The organism is Bartonella sp. B10834G3, assembly GCF_016102505.1.
GTDB lineage: Bacteria > Pseudomonadota > Alphaproteobacteria > Rhizobiales > Rhizobiaceae > Bartonella > Bartonella choladocola.
In genome coordinates, this window is the sequence record NZ_JACFOM010000001.1 from 221,735 (window position 1) to 239,972 (window position 18,238).

An 18,238-nucleotide genomic window follows, 5' to 3' on the forward strand; every position below is an offset into this window, starting at 1 on the left:
AACTATTCGTTTATTCTTTGAAGAAAAGGAACAAATTCAGTGTCTTTGTGGGTAAACGTTAACGATAAAATGCAGCATGGCTATCGCTATGAACGCGTGTGTGAAGAGGGAAAAAACTTTTCAGCCGATTTTGAACCGCAGTTAACCCCCAAGCAAATGTTGGAAATGGGGGTTTTCGGCGGAAAATATATGACCGATTGCAGAAACGAATTTCCTTCAAACTGGTTTCAAAACGCAAAATTATCACCGGAAGGCAAACGGGCGGACTTGAATTATTATGGTGTATTGGCCGGAAAACCGCTTGTCTATTGGAAGGCTAAAGGCTGGATTTATGAAGATGACCCGCGCGGCTGGTTCCAATGGTATTGCCGTTATTATTCGGGCCGCCGTATCGAGGGTGAAGACGAGCGGCAGATCAAACGTTGGAAACAGATGCGCCGCCATCTCGCGCAGCTTAGGAAAAATTGTGACCCCGGTGATTTTTTCTGTCGCCCGCGCCAGCGTCAGGCACTTTTGCAATGGGCCTATTTTTGTGATTGAGGTTTACTTTCATCCCGCTTCGATCAAATTGTCCACCTAAGCCATGGCCACCAACTTGGCCAACTAAGCCGTGGCCACCAACTTGGCCACCTAAGCTTTGATCGTCTATGGCATAGATTGATAATTTTTGCATGAATAAAAAGTTCGATCGTTATAGTGCATATTTTCTTTGCGTGCGCATTTTTTCCTTCGCAGTTTCACCGCTGCATTTTTACCCATGCATTTTTACCCATGCTTTTTAACCGCGCAGTTTCACCGATGAATTTTAACCGCCTATTTTAAATTACATTTTTAAAATTCTGCCCGCTGTTTATTCCCGCTTCAACCTTCAATTCCGGTAAAACCGGATGTGGCAATGAAGATTGATCTTCTGAAATTATGTTTCCTGAAAGGTTGAACGGATAGGCCAGTTCTGCTAAACAACAGCTCAATTTTCAAGGCTCTTTCAATCAATGTCAAAACTTCATAAAACCGAATTGTTAAGTCCTGCGGGCACATTGAAATCTATGCGTTACGCTTTTGCCTATGGCGCGGATGCGGTTTATGCAGGCCAGCCCCGTTACAGCTTGCGGGTGCGCAATAATGAATTCAATCATGAAGAAAATTTGAAGATAGGCATTGACGAAGCCCATTCCGAGGGCAAAAAATTCTATGTTGTTGTCAACATTGCCCCCCACAACAGCAAGCTTAAAAGTTTTGTGAGCGAATTAAAACCTGTTATCGACATGAAACCCGATGCTCTCATCATGTCTGATCCGGGATTGATTATGATGGTGCGGGAAAATTTCCCCGATGTGGATATTCACCTTTCGGTACAATCGAATGCAGTCAATTGGGCAACCGTCAAATTCTGGAAAAGCATGGGATTGACGCGCGTCATTCTCTCAAGGGAATTGTCACTGAAGGAAATTGAAGAAATCCGTGAAAATGTTCCCGACATCGAACTGGAAGTCTTTGTTCATGGTGCATTATGCATGGCTTATTCGGGGCGTTGCCTTCTCTCAGGCTATATCAACCACCGCGATGCCAATCAGGGAACATGTACGAATGCCTGCCGCTGGAAATATGGTGTCGAGGAAGGCGTCGAGAATGAACTGGGCGAAATTGTCAAAGTTGAAGAGACAGTAAGCGGGGAAATTCAGCCCGATCTTGGCGAAGGTCCAACCACCGACAAGGTATTTGTGCTTCATGAAGCAAATCGGCCGGAAGCCGAAATGACCGCGTTTGAAGACGAACATGGTACATATATCATGAATTCAAAAGACCTTCGCGCCGTTCAATATGTCGAAAAACTTATCAACATCGGTGTCAATTCGTTAAAAATAGAGGGGCGCACGAAATCGCATTATTATGTTGCCCGAACCGCACAGGTTTACCGCAAGGCGATTGATGATGCTCTGGCCGGCCGCCCCTTCGACGACAATTTGATGGTGGTTCTGGAATCCCTTGCCCACCGTGGTTATACCGAAGGCTTTTTGCAACGCCATAAACATAAAGAATACCAGAATTATGCAACCGGCTCCTCGCTGCCTGGTCGTCAGCAATTTGTTGGCGAATTTACGGGAAAACGCGTGAACGGGCTTGCAGAAGTCGCTGTCAAAAACCGCTTTGAATTGAATGATAAAGTGGAAATGATGACGCCGGATGGCAATATCAATTTTACAATAAAATCACTGAAAAATAAAAAGAACGAAGACATTACTGTAGCCCCCGGTGATGGACATATTGTCTACATTCCCATCCCTGAAGATGTTCAATTGAATTATGCTTTATTGATGCGGTATGTATAGACTTTAAGGTCGCATAAAATAGACTTCTAATTGTTTTCTTTGTCTTTCTTTTTCAAAAGGTCGATAATGTTCCCCACAATGGGTGCCTTTTCGTCATGCTTACTACTCAACGTAACAGACGGATTGAACCCAATAGTTTCGATTGCTGTCTTTAGCAATAATTTAGTCAACGTGTCATCATCTGTTTGCATTTCGTCAATTTGTTGTTTGAACCCTAAATAGGATGACGTTAAAGCCCACTTATGTTCATATTCTTCTTGAAGACGTGTGTACTCATTTCTTCTTTTTGCTGAAAACGTTGCGAGCCAAATTAGAGATATTATAATTGGCAATTTAACTATTAAACTATTGATTAGCTGGCCCGTTGTCGCCGTCGCAAGTATTGATTGGTTATTCTCTGGGTTTACACTAATTATATTCCAAAGCCAAACACAACCAAGGACTAAAAGAACACCGACTGCCCCATAAAACACCCATGTAAACAAACATATCTTACTTTTGTAAGCCTCTTTGGCGGTCGAAAACGCGCTAGCCAATCCAGCACTCGTCGCACCTGGCAACAATTTTTCAATATTAGTCTTCAGAATTTCATATTCGGATTTATTTTTTTTAAGTGCATCTGAAAATTCCGATTCTTGCGTTGTTCGTAAATCTATCAATTTTTTCTTGTTTATCTCAATTTCCTGTTCAAGCCCTCCAGCACGAATTCCATCTTCTTGCGGAACACCAAATATTCGGTCATAAAATTCTGATAAATGGCTTACTGTTTCGTTACTGCTTTCAATTATATTTTTTATTTCAGAACCTAATTCCGAATTGGTAGTTTTGATGAATTCATTATTTTTTTCGATGAAAGCTTTTTCTTCATCAATTTGTTTGTTTAACGACAAAAGGTCATTATTAAAATTTGTCTTAAGTTCTTCTAGTTCTGATTTTAGTGATTTTTTATTATCTACGTCACGAAAAATAAGATCATGAAAACCGTTGATATTGTTTTTCTGCGTGGTTATGTCAGTCAATAACTTGTCTATTTGCTTCTTTTTCGACTGTCTCTCATCGTTGTCAGTAAATAACTCATTAAAAAATTCCGTTATTTTAACCTGCTTTTCGTTGATTTCTTTTATCAACGTATTCATTTTAACTTTTAAATCACCGCTTTTTGAAAGAGTTTCGTCTAATATTGTTGTTACTTGATCGTTGTATTTTTTTACATTTTGCATATTAGATATAATAGAGATTTTTGAAATTTTTTCATAAGGTATCAGACATAAAAGTATGTTATCAATAAAAACATTAGCATAATTAATATTTTGTTCTGTTCTATTTGTTTTAAATTGGTTTAGAATGTTAATGAGCGAAACGGTATTCTTTTTAAGTGTGTCATAACTTTGTGATGGCAAAAGATCACCGTCTAGTGATTTTACGATACTATCTAGCTTAAAAAAAATTTTCTTTAACCGCATTAAACTACTTGCAAATGGATCGTCACTAGAAACATTTGTCAATTCCGGAATTAAAGTTTCTAATTGCGCCCAACCATCAGTTTTATTTTCACGAAAATTTTTAAATTCATCTGTCCAACGAGACATTTTATAATTTTACCTTTAATCGGAATAAAAATAACAATCTTAAATTATGGGAATCTTCGAAATTTTTATAATGTTACTTGGAAAATTGGTCAAACAGAAATTTCTTTTTAATATTTGTATCGTCATTAGCTCTGAGAAATAAGTTATTTCCTTAGCCGGCAATGATTAGCTTATTTGTCCAGGGGATTAAAAACTTAGATATAGTAAAATAATAAAATTAAACGATGTTTGACTGTTATCAGAACGAGGGATAAGAAAATGCCATTGAGGAAACCTGTTCCTCAATGGCATTTACAATATTATATTCTCGAATATTCGGTTTATTTTATTCCCACTCGATGGTTCCCGGTGGTTTTGACGTAATATCATAGACGACGCGATTGATGCCGCGCACCTCGTTAATAATGCGGTTTGCAGCTTGTGCCAGAAAATCCATGTCGTAACGATAAAAGTCGGCTGTCATTCCGTCGACCGAGGTTACAGCTCTTAGTGCGCAAACATATTCATATGTTCGCCCGTCGCCCATGACACCCACCGTTTGAACAGGAAGGAGAACAGCAAAAGCTTGCCAGATTTTATCATAAAGGCCGGCTTTGCGAATTTCATCAAGATAAACCGCATCCGCCTCACGCAAAATATCGAGTTTCTCTCTCGTCACTCCGCCGGGGCAACGAATAGCAAGGCCGGGACCGGGGAAAGGATGACGGCCGATAAACTTTTCCGGCAAGCCAAGCTCACGCCCTAACGCGCGAACTTCATCTTTGAAAAGTTCGCGTAACGGTTCGACCAGTTTCATATTCATGCGTTCCGGCAAACCGCCAACATTGTGGTGGCTTTTAATGGTAACCGAAGGACCACCCGAGAATGAAACACTCTCGATCACATCCGGATAAAGCGTACCCTGTGCTAAAAATTCTGCACCACCAAGCTTTTTGGCTTCTTTTTCAAAAACTTCGATAAACAGGCGGCCGATAATCTTGCGCTTCTTTTCGGGGTCACTCACCCCTTCAAGCGCATTGATAAAAAGATCGGATGCGTCAACATGAACAAGCGGAATATTATAGGTCTCGCGAAACATCGAGACGACCTCTTCGGCTTCATTTTTGCGCATCAATCCATGATCGACAAAAATGCATGTCAACTGATTGCCAATGGCTTCATGAATAAGCACCGCTGCAACGGACGAATCAACCCCGCCCGAAAGGCCACAGATAACGCGCCCCTTCCCCACCTGCCGGCGAATGGCAGAAATGGCCTGTTCGCGATAGGTTTTCATAGACCAGTCGCCTTTGATACCGGCGATATTGTGGACGAAATTCTGCAAAAGACGGGCGCCATCCAAAGTATGAACAACTTCCGGATGGAATTGCACGGCATAAAAGTGGCGTTTTTCATCCGAAATTGCAGCAAAAGGCGCACCTTTCGAGGTGCCGATAACCTTGAAGCCTTCCGGCAAAGCGGTGACCCTGTCACCATGGCTCATCCAGACCTGATGATGGGTTCCTTTTTTCCATACGCCTTGAAAGAGAGCGCTATCTTCTTCAACGGTGAGATCTGCGCGCCCGAACTCGCGTTCATGCCCTGCTTCAACTTTGCCGCCAAGTTGCGCACACATTGTCTGTTCGCCATAACAGATACCAAGAACAGGAATCCCCGCATCGAATATTTCTTGCGGTGCTCTGGGCGAGCCTATGTCAACTGTCGAATGGGGAGAACCGGAGAGAATAACTGCTTTCGGCTTGATACGCTTGAAAGCTTCTGCGGCAGACTGGAACGGTACGATTTCGGAATAGACACCGGCTTCACGCACGCGGCGTGCGATAAGCTGGGTTACTTGCGAACCGAAATCTATAATCAGAATTGTGTCAGGATGTATCGTGCTCATAGAAAGCCTTTAAAGAGTCTTTTTGATAAATGCAATCGGGTGATACATGAGAAAACAGTTTTTAAACGATAAACCACCTAAAAATGATTGGCTGATTATTTACTACCGGCTTTAATTCCATCTTTCCGGAATTTCATTTTTCCGGTTGTTCCAGTACCTTATCAAGAAGCTTCAGCGCATTTGCCAGTTTTTCATCAACAATATGCAAATATTGGCGCCAATCCATTGCATGTTCCAGCTCCTTTTGACCATCGGAGATACCGCGCAATCCGAACAAAGGAACATTGAATGTCTGGCAGCTTCGCAACACTGCATAAGTTTCCATATCAACCATATCGGTTTTTATATTTTTATAGCCATCACCGGAAACAACATTGCCGCCGGTCGATAGGCTTGCAGACGGGAAATCGGGTATCAATGTCGGCATTTTCACAGTCGCGGGCAGATCAACAAAAGGCGTTACCCCCTTTTCAACACCCAGTACCGTCGCATCCATATCGCGCCAGCTCACAGATGACACCTGATAAACTTCTGTTTGTTTGAGCTTTTGCGAGCCACTCGAACCGAGCGAGACAACAAGATCGGGCAAGCGGTTCTCGTTTTTCATAGCACTTAAAATTTTTGTCGTATTGATGGCGGCCTCGATCGGCCCCACGCCGATAATGTGCGGTTTAATGAGCTTTTTGAGGTGCTCGCCATATTCCAGTTCGGTTGCCATCAGAAAAAGAACCGATTTTTCACCCCACATGCTTGACCTCGTCATTATGTTGAACGTTTTTCAAGAACCGATATAAAAAAGCCGTCTGTATCTGTACTTGCCGGAGATAAAACCAGCCCATGTTCAAGGAAAACCGGCCTTGGCGCATCTTTCCCGAAATGTTGCTGCCACAAATTTTTCATGTCGATTTCTTTGAATTGCGGATTTTCCTTGAGAAAAGCCGCTATCTGTTTGTCATTTTCGGAAGAAAGTAGCGAACATGTAATATAAACGAGATGACCGCCAGTTTTGAGATAAGGTAAAGTTGCATTCAAAACGGTTTTCTGTTCAGCAATACGGCGTTCAAGCTGGCCGTCTGTCAAGCGCCATTTGGCATCCGGACGGCGGCGCCATGTTCCCGTACCTGTACAAGGTGCATCAAGCAGGACAATATCCATTTGCTCTTTTAATGCGTCAAGTTCACTTATATTGACGTGCGGTTGAACATTGCGCACACCGGAGCGGCGCAGACGTTCAAAAATCGGAGCAAGACGGGCTTTTTCCGCGTCATAACAGTGAATTTGACCGCGGTTTTCCATATCTGCCGCCATAGCCAATGTTTTTCCCCCAGCGCCGGCACAATAATCGAGCACTTGCATACCGGCCTTTGCTCCGGCAAGTCTTGCCACAATTTGCGATCCGAGATCCTGCACTTCAAAATAGCCTTTTTGGAAGGCCGGCTCTGCCTGCACATTGGGGTGCCGCTTCAATTTCTCGATCGGTGGAATGCGTAAAGCGCTGTCGAACCATGAGACGGGTTTTGCACCTGTTCCGGCAAGTTCACGCACAATCTTTTCGGGTTTTGCCTTCAAGCGGTTCACACGTAAATCAAGTGGTGGGCGTTTTGCCAATGCGACAGCTTCATCAAGCCAATGGGAGCCGAAAATATCCTGAAATAGAGGTACACACCATTGCGGCAGGTTTCCGCGAATATAATCGGGCGCTTCGTCGATATTTTTGGAGAGCCACATATTGCGGCTGTGTTCACTCAATGGTTCCGGTGCAAAACGGTCACCATCGAGACTACGAGCAAGTTCATCAAGCGAAAGCCCGCCATCTTCCAACAATGCACCAAAAGCAGCATCATGCGGATCATCACTATCCATACGCCATTCAAGCAAATAACGTTCCCGCAAGGCATCATAAACAATATTGCCGATTGCAGCCCTGTCACCCGCGCCAGCAAATCTATGCGAAAGCCCCCAATCTTTAAGCGCTTCCGCAGCCGGACGCCGACGCGATTTGATATCCTGCAATACTTCAATTGCCGCCTGAAGGCGCCCACCCAGTCGCATAGTTTTTTCAATTCCTGCTTAATATTCCAGCACAGGGAATAAACGAATTTATATAAAAGGAAAACCGTTCATGAAAAAAAAGATCACGTTAATACCTTTATTTATCAAAGTTTGGAAAAACGAAATCCGGAAGCTTTATGGAATCGGAAAAGAGTGAAGCTTGACCGGTCGAAAATGAAGCACATCAAAAAATGTCCGGCATTGACAAGGTTTTACCGACAAAACACAATTGAAGAATTGCGCGATCATGGTGTGGCCTTGAATTCAGGCCTTTTCAATTGTGAAAACACCGTTCTCAAAGGCAACCACTTTGACTTCCGTACCTTCAGGAAGATCAGGCCCTTTGATACGCCATATCGTATCGTCAACGCGAATGCGCCCTTTGCCATCGCGAACGGGTTCTTCAAGAACAACTCTTTTGCCAATGATCTGATCGGTTCGCCTGTTCAATAAAGGTTCGTCGGTTTCGCGGTCGCGGCGAAAAAAATTGCGACCGATCAACACCATGATGATAGAAAATATCAGGAAAAAAATGACTTCGACTTCCCAGGATGCAACCCATGGCAAGTGATAAAAAAGTAAAGAAACAAGTGCCGTTAACAGAGCACCGAGACCGAACCAGACAAAAAATACGCCCGGAAATATGAGTTCGAGAAGGAGCAGGACAAATCCTAATACAACCCAGTTCCATGCTCCCAAGGTCATCAATAAATCAAACATCCTTGTTCCTTCTGAACAGCAAGTTTCAACGCTTACTCTATGAAGTCATACGCACGATATGAAGCTTGGCAGCTTGTTTAAAAATTCAATTTTTTACAAGCGGTGAAGCTCCGTAAGGATTTACCATATGCCGACGGGTCAAAACCACCTGTTTTAACCCGTATTCATCAACCATGATAGAAACGTAATTTCCGCTCTCGCATGAAACTTTATTTCTTTTGCGAAGGCGAGCCGAAAACTTCTTTTGCAATAGCACCGATGCCACCGAGCGAACCGATAAGCGATGAAGCCTCCATTGGCATCAGCACAACCTTCTGGTTGTTGGCTGTCCCGATAGAGGCAAGAGCATCGGTATATTTTTGCGCAACAAAATAATTGATTGCCTGTACATTTCCCTTGGCAATGGCTTCGGACAAAACCAATGTTGCTTTTGCCTCGGCTTCTGCCAGCCGTTCACGCGCTTCTGCCTGCCGATAAGCGGCCTCACGCTTTCCCTCTGCTTCAAGAATTTGTGCCTGTTTGAAACCTTCAGCCCGCAAAATATTGGCGTTCCGGTCACCTTCGGCTTCCAGAACTTGCGCGCGCTTGTCTCGTTCGGCTTTCATCTGCCGTGCCATAGCATCAACCAGATCACGTGGCGGCTGGATGTCTTTAATTTCAATTCGGGTCATCTTCAAGCCCCAAGGATGGGCTGCTTCATCGACCACATGCAAAAGCTTTTCATTGATCGTATTGCGGTTGGATAAAAGCTCGTCAAGATCCATCGAACCGACAACCGTCCGGATATTCGTCATATTGAGGTTTAACACCGCATAATTCAAATCCGATACCTGATAGGCAGATTGGGCAGCATTCAGCACTTGGAAAAACGCCACTGCGTCGACCGAAACAGTTGCGTTATCGCGGGTAATGACTTCTTGCGTGGGAATATCAAGCACCTGCTCCTTCATATTGACGCGCGCGCCTATGCGGTCAAAATATGGAACAATCAGATTAAGTCCCGGCATCAAGGTTTTGGTATAGCGGCCAAAACGTTCAACTGTATATTGATAGCCCTGCGGAACCTGCTTGATCCCCGCAAACAATGTTGCAACAACCAGCACAACCAACAGCAATAAGGCGATATTAAAACCGAACACATTCTTCTCCCTTGAAAATATCGAGATCAGTGCATGTATGGTTACAGTTTTATTTGCCCGCGAAAAGCAGCAAAACACCTGATAGCATAGTTTCCCACGCTTTATTATACCGGAATTACACCGGAATCGCTATTGATCGCGGGAAACACTTCAAATCCAGCCTTGAAGCTCTTTTTTTACAAGATGGGCAATGACTTTCATTCCGTCTTCACTGTCATTCAGGCAGGGAATATGATAAAAATTGACACCGCCATTTTCTTTGAATGTCTTTTGCGCTTCATGGCCCATTTCATCGACAGTTTCCAGACAATCAACGACAAAACCCGGATTGAAGACTGCAATAGACTTGATACCTTCTTTCGCAAGTTTTTCAACGGTCGCGGCTGTATAAGGCTGCAACCATTCTTCAGGGCCAAAGCGTGATTGGAAGGCCATAACGAGTTTGTCCTCATCCATTCCAAGCCGTTTACGCAAAGCTTCCGTTGTGCGCACACACTCTTCCGGATAAGGGTCACCCCTTTTTGCGTAAGATTGGGGGATACCGTGATAGGACGCAATGATTTTTTCCGGAACAAAATCAAGTGCCTTCAAGTGTGTTTCGACAGAATGGGCGAGCGCATCAATATAAACCGGATCATCGCTATAAGGTGGAACAGAGCGTATAGCCGGTTGATAACGGCGTTTTTCAAGGCTTGCGAATACTGCGTCGAGTACTGTCGCCGTTGTTGTTGCAGAATATTGAGGGTAAAGGGGGAAAAACAGAACTTTCTCGCAGCCCTTTTCGATCATAGAGCCAAGCACCTCGTCAATTGAAGGCTTGCCATAGCGCATGGCCCAATAGACATCGACATCCGGCTCATCAAGGAGCGGGCCAAGCTTTTCAGCCTGCGCGCGCGTATAGGTGCGCAAAGGCGACTCATTCAATTCATAATTCCAGATTCGCTTATAAAGCGCACCGGATTTTTTCGGGCGTACGTTGAGAACAATTCCATAAAGAATCGGGTACCATAAAATGCGCGGCCATTCTATTACCCGTCGATCAGACAAAAATTCACGCAAATATTTGCGAACATTTTTTGAATCGGTACCTTCCGGCGTTCCCAGATTAATCAGGAGAACGCCGATTTTACTTTTTTTATTTTCCATTAAATCTCAATCTGTGGATTTTCTATTTCAGGTCTAAATTTTTCTGCTCAAAGAAAATTGTGAACCATTGCTCGATGTGCACAAGAGCTGCATCGAATTGTTCGATATTGCGCAATTGACGCGTGAAACTGTTCCGCGAACAATAGAACGCATTTCGATTTCAACGAGTTGCGGATTGCTGAAGCGATAATTTCCTTCTGAAAGCTTTTCCCTTGTATCGGAGGAACGCGTCTCGAAGATACCGTTTCTGAACGATGAGACAATACCGTTTTTATCAACCCATTGGCCATCTATTCCTGTCGGAATGTTTTGCACCGAAGGGCGCTGGCCATAATTCTGGGAAAGATTACAAGCTGCAAGGGTAAAGGCCATTGCAGTCAGACAAAGAGTGGGCGCAATACGTTTCATCTGGTTTGCTCCAAAAAACCGATATCAAGCGACAATACAATAGCTGATAATAGCTATAACTGTGTTCACATGTTAGGGTTCTATCAATATGTCGCTTTTGACGGAAATCAACCTAAAAGCTTTTTTTTTGGAAAAAATTCTCTTTTCTGTTGCATGTAATCACCAGATTGATAGTAGTCTGACGCTTGCGGGGCAAACGAGGTAAACCTATGTTTTGCAACCAAACTCCTGTCAACGCGTTTTCTTCATCACAAAGGAGATGATGAAAGCAATGATGGGTCCTATACTAGTAGCAGCCGAAGACTATGGTAAACGAGCCAACACTTCTTCCATACTTCGTGCCCTCGGTTATCGTGTAATTGAAGCTGAAAACGGACTGCGCACACTCGATCTTTTGCGCAGGCGCCGTAATATCTCATTTGCATTGGTCGATCTGACAATGAGTGACCTTGGTGGAACCGATCTCGTTTCAACAATCAGGGTTACCGGATTTGCCGCACCGCTTGTTGTCATGTCGGATGTAGAAAATGAGGAACTGCTTCAGAAAAGCCTGAAAGCAGGTGCTGTCGATTATCTCGTCTATCCGATTACTTCGCTTAGACTGAGTGTGACACTGGGCAATCTTTCTATCAATAATACCTATGAGCGCGAGGTTCATTATATTCGTCGCCAGCAGGAAAATCACTTGCGGTTTTCGGATCTTTACGCAAATAGCGAAGCAATGAAAGAGCCTTTTGAACGGGCAAAACAAGCTGCGTTATCGACTAAAAATCTTCTCATCGAAGGTGAAAAGGGAACCGGCAGAGAGACACTTGCCCGTGTTATCCACTACGAGAGTCCTTACGCAACAGGTAAATTTGTCCGTATCCAGTGTATTCCCATATCCGACCCTATACAGGATGGTAAAAAGTGGGAAACAAAGATTCTGCCGCATATCAACTCGATTGACCATGGAACAATTTGTCTTTGCGAGATTGATCGTCTTGAAATCAATCAGCAGAAACGCTGGGTTGATTTTCTGAAGAAACGCAAGGAAGCTGAAAAAGGCGGAGAACCGAAGTTCCGTTTGACAACCATTTCAACTTCACGGCTTCAGGGGCTTGTCGAAGACGGTCTGTTTCTGAAGGAATTCTATGATCTGTTGAGAGAATGTCACGTAATTATTCCCCCGCTTCGCGAACGGCGTGACGATTTTGCCGATATTGCCCAGCGCGCTATCGAACATATTGTCGTTGAAAGCGGTCAGCCACATGTACATGGTGTGGCAGGCTCGGCATTGTCGCTTTTGTTACAACATGATTGGCCGGGGAATGTCGGCGAACTGGAAAATGTGCTCTTCCGCGCTGTCTTGCTCAGTCAGGGGCCACTGCTGACAATCCGCGATTTTCCACAACTGACGGGAAATCAGGTTGCCGATTTCAGAAGCAATGTGCCTGTTGATACGCCAGAGAGAAACGACCGTTATATCGTTCATCTGATCGACGAAAATGGTCAGGTGAGAACATATAACGAACTCGAACGTGAAATCATCGAACGCACGGTGAACCATTATCGCGGGCGGATGAGTGAAGCAGCACGCCGCCTTGGTATTGGCCGGTCAACACTTTATAGAAAGCTTGACGAGTATCATGCCGAAAACCGGAAAGAATCGGAAATGCTGAGACAAGCAAGTTAAAAGGGTTCTTGAAGCCTTTTCCCTCCGATTTTTCAAGAATGGTGGCAGACTATTTCAAGTTTGCCACCTTATTTTTATTTATCCCATATACTCTATTAGAGACTATATCCGGCTTACATGCATATCAGGCTTTTGCCTGCAATTGATCCCGAAGAATGAAACTCCAACATAGCCGGAAACCGTTTATCGGAGAGCCTGTCGCTTTTTGCGGAAAGCCCTGCCAAAATGCCAAATCCGTTTTAGTCTCTGAAAACGCTTGCAATACAAATCATTTCACGCCGGACGTTGCGCGCCGATGAAGAAATCCGGTTTGTGCAATTGATGTCCGCAAGTTTGCCGGATGAACATTTTTACGATTTTATTCCCTGTTTATCGTTTAATTTTAAAAAAATGGTCGGAAATTTCTTTTCACGGAAAAATCCGAATTTTTGAAAATTCATTTGTTTTCTGCAACAGACCTGCTTTGTCACGAAAACAGGATTGGATAATTTTAACAAAACGGCGTTCTTGCTCGAATTTCCGGTGTTCGCACGCGAATTGCCAGTCTTCCGGCTCTTCCCGCTCAAATCGGCTATGTTCTCACTCGCACTGACAGTCTTCCCGCTCAAGGTAAAAGAAAGCAACACAAGCTGTGTTGAAAATCCGTCTCCCGATATTACCACCTTGTTTTGAAGCCTTTTCATCCCAATATTGAAAGAAGAGGCGCAAGGATGCTGCGCGGGAATGTGTCAACAAAAAGATAAAATTAACCATTGTAACAAATTGTTACTGAGATTTTAATATTTGTTCTCTTATGTGGCATTTTTGCCATGGTATAGTCGTAATTGACAAGCAACGTAAAGTTGCGGTTCTTATAAAGCTGCTGTTAACCATTCTGGGTTACGCTTTACTAACTATAAAGCCGATTTCAGATGGTCGGAAGGCGATTAAACCGGACCGTGGGTGTTTGGTTATAACGTCTCATCCGCGGGTAACAGGACAGGTTTTACGAATGGTGGTTGACGGTTTGAGAAAATCATTTTGGAGATTTCGTAGTTTGTCATTGGCCCTTTTGGCAATGGCTACAACTTTGTCCTTTCTGTTGACGCCTTTGGCAGCAAAGGCTGAAACAAGGTCTTTGAAACTCTATTATGTCCACACAGGCGAGAAGGCCGAAATTGTTTTCAAACGCGATGGCAAATACGATCAAGCCGGTTTGAAGAGGCTTAATGTATTCTTGCGTGACTGGAGACGCAACGAGCCAACCAATATGGATCCAAGACTGTTCGATCTTATCTGGTCGGTTTATCGCAACAGCGGTTCGCGCGAATATATCAATGTTGTATCGGCCTACCGCTCGCCTGCAACCAACAACATGTTACGTTCACGTTCGCCGGATAGTGGCGTTGCCAAAAACAGCCAGCACACACTTGGCCACGCGATGGATTTCTATCTGCCGGATGTCAATCTTGCCAAGTTGCGGGCTATCGGGCTGAAACAACAGGTTGGCGGTGTCGGCTATTATCCGCGTTCGGGATCACCTTTTGTGCATATGGATGTTGGCAATGTCCGCCATTGGCCACGTATGAGCCGCAGCGAATTGATGGCTTTGTTCCCCGATGGCAAAACCATGTATATTCCGAGTGATGGCAAGCCGCTTGCCGGTTACGATCAGGCAAAAGCCGAATGGCTTGCTCGCCGTGGTGCACCGGTTGTCTATGCCAGTGCAACAACTTCGACACAGAAGCGCGGCTTCTTCAGCTCGTTGTTCGGTCGCAAGAATTCTGATGAGCAGGTTCCTTCTCAACCGTCGCGGGTACAACCCAAGGCTCCGGCTGTAGTTGAGGAACCACAGACGACAGTTGTATCTTTACCGAAGAAAGATGCACCACTTCCTGAATCTTCGCCATTGCGCGCCAATGGTTCAAAACCGGCTCCCGACGAAGAAGAAAATACGAGCAGTGCACCTGTTATGGCCTATGCCAATGTGCCGGTTCCGACATTCAAGCCTGACGATGGTGACGACGAGGAAGAAGGCGCAGTCAAGGTTGCAAATATTCCTCTCCCCGAAGCAAGGCCTTTGCGTCAGGATGAAGCCGACAAGGTTGCGCTTACCATTGCCAACAATGGCGCAGGATCGGGCAAATCAACCGATAACGTTCCAGGTGATGATCTGACAGCTCTTATCGAAGCAAACGAGATCATAGCTGTTCCTGATGACGACTACGAAGAAGATGCCGACTATGCCGATGCGGATGAAGCCCAATCTCCCGACAAGACAACCGTTGCAGAGTTAAAGACCGAAAAAGCTGCCGAGACACCTAAAACAGCTCCGAAAGTTGATCGGCCTGACAAGGACGACTTGAAGGATATTATCGCTGAAAACAGAGCACCGATTGCCGTCAAAGATGATAATAATACTGTTGCTCCCGACGAAGAATTGCGCAAAGTTCCCAATGTGGTCTTTGTTTCCGGTCTTGAGAAAAAACAGGAAGTATCGAGAGTTGCTGAATTGAGAGGCCGCGCGATCGATTTCCATGCAGTTGCGCGTATCAACGATACCTATTGATTGTTTCGCAGCAATAATAGTTCAAATTTTGCTAGTGAGAGCCTTATCGGAACTAATTTCCGATAAGGCTTTTTCTTTTGCTTTTTCTCTTGACCTTCCCATAAGGGGAACCATTATCTCTTGGTGTGAAAGGCACGTGTCATGACAACAATTTCACATATAGACGAAAATAACCGAATACCGGCAAAAGACGATTTTCGTATCGAGCTTGATATTGAAGGGATGACCTGTGCATCCTGCGTAAGACACGTTGAAAAGGCTCTGAAAAAAGTTGAAGGCGTAGACAATGCGGTCGTCAATTTGGCAACTGAAAAAGCCAATATTACCGCCAGCAAGAAACTTTCCACCAGCGAACTTGTAAACGCGGTCGAAAAAGCCGGCTACGAAGTAGGTTATCAGCCCGTTGATCTTGATATTGAGGGAATGAGTTGTGCCTCTTGTGTGCGGCGCGTTGAAAAAGCCCTACAATCCGTCGACGGGGTCAAGACGGCTGTTGTCAATCTGGCAACGAATCGCGCCCATGTGGAAATGCTCAAAAATGTGACAACAGTCGATGCATTGGAAAAAGCGGTCGAAAAAGCCGGTTATGGTGCAAAGCCGGTCAATAATCATAACCAAGTCGACAGACAAGCTGTCGAGGCGCATAAACTTGGCCGCTCTCTGGTTATAGCTCTTATTCTGACTATTCCGGTTTTTGTTCTCGAAATGGGCGGGCATATTATCCCATGGTTCCATCATTTTGTGATGGCAACGATTGGCATGTTCCCTTCCCGTCTCGTCGAATTCATTTTGACAACGCTGGTTCTGTTCGGACCCGGTTGGCGGTTTTTCAAAGCCGGTATTCCAAACCTTTTTCGTGCCGCGCCGGATATGAATTCGCTTGTGGCTGTCGGTTCCTTTGCGGCCTGGTCCTATTCCACTGTTGCCACTTTTGCCGGTGCTTATATGCCGGAAGGTACCAACAATGTCTATTTCGAGGCGGCAGCCGTTATTGTTACCTTGATTCTGCTTGGCCGTTATCTTGAAGCGGGAGCGCGTGGTCGCACCGGTGAAGCCATACGTATGCTTGCCGGTTTGAAACCGAAAACAGCACGCGTTTTAAGAAACAATGAAGAAATAGATGTTGCGCTTGATGATGTTGCCGTCGGGGACATTATAGTTATGCGACCGGGAGAAAAATTTCCCGTTGATGGCTCGGTTATCAGCGGCAACTCGAATGTTGACGAGTCGATGATGACAGGTGAACCTTTACCTGTTGCCAAGAAGGAAGGTGACAAGGTTTACGGTGGAACCGTCAACGGTAATGGATCCTTGACATTTCGTGCAGAGAAGATCGGGGGCGATACACTCATTGCACAAATCCAGAAAATGGTTGAAGATGCACAAACTGCAAAACTACCCATTCAGGCTTTGGTTGATAAAGTAACAGGCTGGTTCGTTCCCGCTGTTTTTGCAGCCGCAATTGTTACGTTTTTTATCTGGTTTTTTGTCGGCCCTGCTCCGCAATTTCCACATGCCCTTATTGCCGGTGTATCGGTACTGATTATCGCCTGCCCATGCGCAATGGGTCTTGCAACCCCGACATCCATTATGGTGGGCACAGGCCGCGCGGCCACCCTCGGCATTCTCTTCCGTCGTGGTGACGCGTTGCAAACTTTGCGTGATACAGACATCGTCGCTTTCGATAAAACCGGTACACTGACGGTAGGTAAACCGGTGTTGAATAAAATCATCACTGCAAACGGATTTGATGAAAGACAAACATTGGCGGATGTTGCCGCTGTAGAATTACGTTCCGAACACCCGATTGGCGAAGCTTTGAATGAAGCCGCAAAAAAGGCAGGAATAACTCTTTCGACGGTCGAAGATTTCAACTCCAAACCCGGATTCGGTATTTCAGGCAAGGTTAACGGGCATGAAGTCGTTATCGGGGCCGACCGTTATATGAAGGAAATAAAAGTTGATATTACCCCTTTTGCCGACGATGCGCGGCATTTCGGCGATCAAGGCATGACACCTTTTTATGCTGCAATAGACAATAAGGCGGCTGCAATTTTCGCGGTCGAAGACCCCGTTAAACAGAATTCGGGAAAAACCATTGCAGAACTTGAAAAAATGGGAATTGCAACAGCACTTGTCACCGGAGATAACCGTAATACGGCAAAGACGATCGGTTCAAAACTCGGTATTTCAGAAATCGTTGCCGAAGTGCTTCCGGCAGGAAAAGTCGATGCCGTGAAAAAAATAAGTGGGGGCGAACGCCGTGTTGCCTTTGTCGGTGACGGCATTAATGATGCCCCTGCCCTTGCCGCTGCCGATACCGGAATAGCTATTGGTACGGGTGCCGATGTTGCTATTGAAAGTGCCGATGTTGTATTAATGTCGGGCGATCCGACAGGTGTTGTCAATGCGATTGCCATTTCAAAAGCAACAATCCGCAACATCAAGCAGAATTTGTTCTGGGCATTCGGTTATAATGTTCTGCTCATTCCTGTTGCAGCCGGAATTTTTTATCCGGTCTGGGGCGTACAATTATCGCCAATGCTGTCAGCCGCGGCGATGGCAATATCAAGTGTCTTTGTGCTTTCCAATGCGCTGCGTTTGAGAGGTTTCAAACCGGTATTGTAATTTTCGGGCCAGCAATCACCTTTCGTTTCCGGTCAATTTTATTGCGCAATGTTAAAATGCCGGAGACACTCATAACGGTTAAGGCTCAGCCAGTTCGCGTGCCAACGCTTTGCGACCG

General features: G+C 45.0%; 13 protein-coding genes and 1 pseudogene. 6 read left to right on the plus strand and 8 right to left on the minus strand.

The window, feature by feature from the left end; genetic code table 11:
- Positions 1 to 69: 69 nt before the first annotated feature.
- Both H3S94_RS00950 and yegQ read left to right on the plus strand, forming a co-directional pair.
- Positions 70 to 540, plus strand: a complete 471-nt coding sequence (locus H3S94_RS00950) for a hypothetical protein (protein WP_198240459.1) — start codon at positions 70 to 72, stop codon at positions 538 to 540.
- 452 nt (positions 541 to 992) lie between these two features.
- Positions 993 to 2,330: a tRNA 5-hydroxyuridine modification protein YegQ gene (yegQ, locus tag H3S94_RS00955; RefSeq protein ID WP_198240035.1), complete on the plus strand. Its 1,338-nt coding sequence runs from the start codon at positions 993 to 995 to the stop codon at positions 2,328 to 2,330.
- A 26-nt stretch (positions 2,331 to 2,356) separates the two neighbouring features.
- Here yegQ and H3S94_RS00960 read toward each other — a convergent pair whose 3' ends face one another.
- The 8 genes and pseudogenes from H3S94_RS00960 to H3S94_RS00995 form a co-directional block, all read right to left on the minus strand.
- On the minus strand, positions 2,357 to 3,919 hold the full coding sequence (locus H3S94_RS00960) for a hypothetical protein (protein ID WP_198240036.1): 1,563 nt from the start codon (positions 3,917 to 3,919) through the stop codon (positions 2,357 to 2,359).
- Positions 3,920 to 4,244: 325 nt separating this feature from the next.
- The gene (gene guaA, locus H3S94_RS00965) at positions 4,245 to 5,804 is read right to left on the minus strand and encodes a glutamine-hydrolyzing GMP synthase (RefSeq protein WP_198230723.1); all 1,560 of its coding nucleotides are present in this window, start codon (positions 5,802 to 5,804) and stop codon (positions 4,245 to 4,247) included.
- 133 nt (positions 5,805 to 5,937) lie between these two features.
- On the minus strand, positions 5,938 to 6,567 hold the full coding sequence (locus tag H3S94_RS00970; RefSeq protein WP_246786385.1) for a 5'-methylthioadenosine/S-adenosylhomocysteine nucleosidase: 630 nt from the start codon (positions 6,565 to 6,567) through the stop codon (positions 5,938 to 5,940).
- The gene (locus H3S94_RS00975) at positions 6,567 to 7,856 is read right to left on the minus strand and encodes an RsmB/NOP family class I SAM-dependent RNA methyltransferase (protein WP_198240037.1); all 1,290 of its coding nucleotides are present in this window, start codon (positions 7,854 to 7,856) and stop codon (positions 6,567 to 6,569) included. Before H3S94_RS00975 ends, H3S94_RS00970 begins: the two co-directional genes overlap by 1 nt.
- A 264-nt stretch (positions 7,857 to 8,120) precedes the next feature.
- Complete coding sequence (locus tag H3S94_RS00980; protein WP_198240038.1) at positions 8,121 to 8,576, minus strand: NfeD family protein; 456 nt, start codon at positions 8,574 to 8,576, stop codon at positions 8,121 to 8,123.
- Between the two features lie 218 nt (positions 8,577 to 8,794).
- Positions 8,795 to 9,715, minus strand: a pseudogene (locus tag H3S94_RS00985) (SPFH domain-containing protein); the annotation flags it as partial.
- Between the two features lie 150 nt (positions 9,716 to 9,865).
- Positions 9,866 to 10,861, minus strand: a complete 996-nt coding sequence (hemH, locus tag H3S94_RS00990; protein WP_198240039.1) for a ferrochelatase — start codon at positions 10,859 to 10,861, stop codon at positions 9,866 to 9,868.
- 33 nt (positions 10,862 to 10,894) lie between these two features.
- Positions 10,895 to 11,269, minus strand: coding sequence for a hypothetical protein (locus H3S94_RS00995; protein ID WP_077991210.1), 375 nt, complete (start codon positions 11,267 to 11,269; stop codon positions 10,895 to 10,897).
- A gap of 271 nt (positions 11,270 to 11,540) precedes the next feature.
- Here H3S94_RS00995 and H3S94_RS01000 point away from each other — a divergent pair, with 271 nt between their 5' ends.
- The 4 genes from H3S94_RS01000 to H3S94_RS01015 all read left to right on the plus strand — a co-directional run bounded on the left by H3S94_RS01000 (position 11,541) and on the right by H3S94_RS01015 (position 18,120).
- On the plus strand, positions 11,541 to 12,944 hold the full coding sequence (locus H3S94_RS01000) for a sigma-54 dependent transcriptional regulator (protein ID WP_077994458.1): 1,404 nt from the start codon (positions 11,541 to 11,543) through the stop codon (positions 12,942 to 12,944).
- A 480-nt stretch (positions 12,945 to 13,424) separates the two neighbouring features.
- Positions 13,425 to 13,616, plus strand: coding sequence for a hypothetical protein (locus tag H3S94_RS01005; protein ID WP_198240040.1), 192 nt, complete (start codon positions 13,425 to 13,427; stop codon positions 13,614 to 13,616).
- A 385-nt stretch (positions 13,617 to 14,001) separates the two neighbouring features.
- Positions 14,002 to 15,492 (plus strand): DUF882 domain-containing protein, encoded by a 1,491-nt coding sequence (locus tag H3S94_RS01010; RefSeq protein WP_246786413.1) that lies wholly within the window; start codon positions 14,002 to 14,004, stop codon positions 15,490 to 15,492.
- A gap of 141 nt (positions 15,493 to 15,633) precedes the next feature.
- Positions 15,634 to 18,120 carry a heavy metal translocating P-type ATPase gene (locus tag H3S94_RS01015; protein ID WP_198240041.1) on the plus strand — a complete coding sequence of 829 codons (2,487 nt, stop codon included), beginning with the start codon at positions 15,634 to 15,636 and terminating at the stop codon, positions 18,118 to 18,120.
- Positions 18,121 to 18,238: the final 118 nt, after the last annotated feature.